We start from the raw sequence: 1,376 nt of genomic DNA, 5'->3' as shown, positions 1-1,376 counted from the left end.
GTTGGACCACATCACCCAGGGCAGCGGGGGCGTGGTCAATCTTTCTGGGCTCGCCGGAACCGGTAAAACGACGATCAGTGAGTGTTTTCGGGCAGCTTACGAAACCCAAGGATTCGAGTTGCTGGGCGTCTGCGTTTCCAACGCCGCGGCCGAGAAGCTGGAGGCGGAAAGCGGCATGTCCAGCGTGAGCATGGCGCAGATGCTCCATGACCTGGACAAAGGAAAGATGCAGTTCCGCAAGACGGACGTCATTGTGGTGGATGAGGCAGGCATGGTCGATGCGCGCAACACCCACAAGCTTTTCAGCTACGCCGCCAAGGCGGGGGCGAAGGTCATCATGCAGGGCGACGTGGAACAGCTTCAGCCCATCGGAGCTGGGTCCGGCTTTCAGTTGACCAAGAGCGCGGTGGGTGATGCCAAACTCACGGAGATCCGACGCCAGGGCAAACAGGAAGACCGAGAAACCGCGTTGTCGTTCTACGCCACGGACGAAAGCGGCCAGATCATCGATCTGAAAAAGGCCAGCCGTTCCCGGGCGCAGACCCTCGACAAGGGCAACGAAATCAAGGCCCGGTTGCTCGGCACCATCCGCGAAACGGCCACGGAGAAGGACTCCCGCGAGCGCTTGCTGCACGAATACTTCGAAGACCCAACCCCGATGCAGGAGAAGTTGGTCATCGCCCACACCCGTGCAGACGTGGCCGCGCTCAATGCGGGCATCCGGGCTGGGTTGAAAGAACGGGGAGAGCTGGGCCAGGACGAAGTGGTGATCGAGGCCCGGGACAAGGGGCGCAAGTTCGACTTGGCGTTGTCCAAAGGCGATCAGATCGTCTTCACCGCGAAGAACAAGGACCTGGGGGTCATCAATGGCACGCAGGCGGTGGTGGAGAACATCAAGCCCTCAAGGGCGGGCGGCTACGACATCAGCGTTTCCATTCGCTCGGAGACCAAGGCCGATGGCCGGCGATTGACGTTCAACAGCTTCGAAATGAAAGCACTGACGCATTCCTATGCCGGGACGGTTCACAAGAGCCAGGGCCAAGGTAAGCGGGAGATCTACCACCTGGCGAACCTGGGCATGCTCGACGCCCACAGCGCCCTGGTGGCCTACACCCGACTCACGAAGGGTTCCTACCGCATGTATGCGACGTCCGATGACGTGGAGCGGTTGAGCGAACGCCTGGGGCTGGAACGCCTCAAAGAGACCGTGCTCGACGCGGGACTGAAAGACGATCCGCAACGGCCGGTTGTCCAGGGCCTTGGGGGGGGTGTACGCCCCCACCACCAACACCCCACCCCTCCGCGAACGCGCACCCAAGGCAAGATCGCCGCACCTCTGAAGGAGAACACGGAAAGCCCAAAACCACAGATGAGCG

The 1,376-nt window shown here is 61.5% G+C and carries 1 protein-coding gene; it reads left to right on the top strand.

Annotation, left to right across the window (positions count from 1 at the left end):
- On the top strand, window positions 1–1,376 hold a 1,376-nt coding region (locus tag ACZ4VL_RS40740; RefSeq protein WP_468211083.1), incomplete at both ends, for an AAA family ATPase.

It is taken from the genome of Streptomyces sp. NPDC029014, from assembly GCF_055564695.1.
The sequence above is the reverse complement of the archived record's forward strand: the minus strand, read 5'-3'. Positions and strand labels throughout refer to the sequence as shown.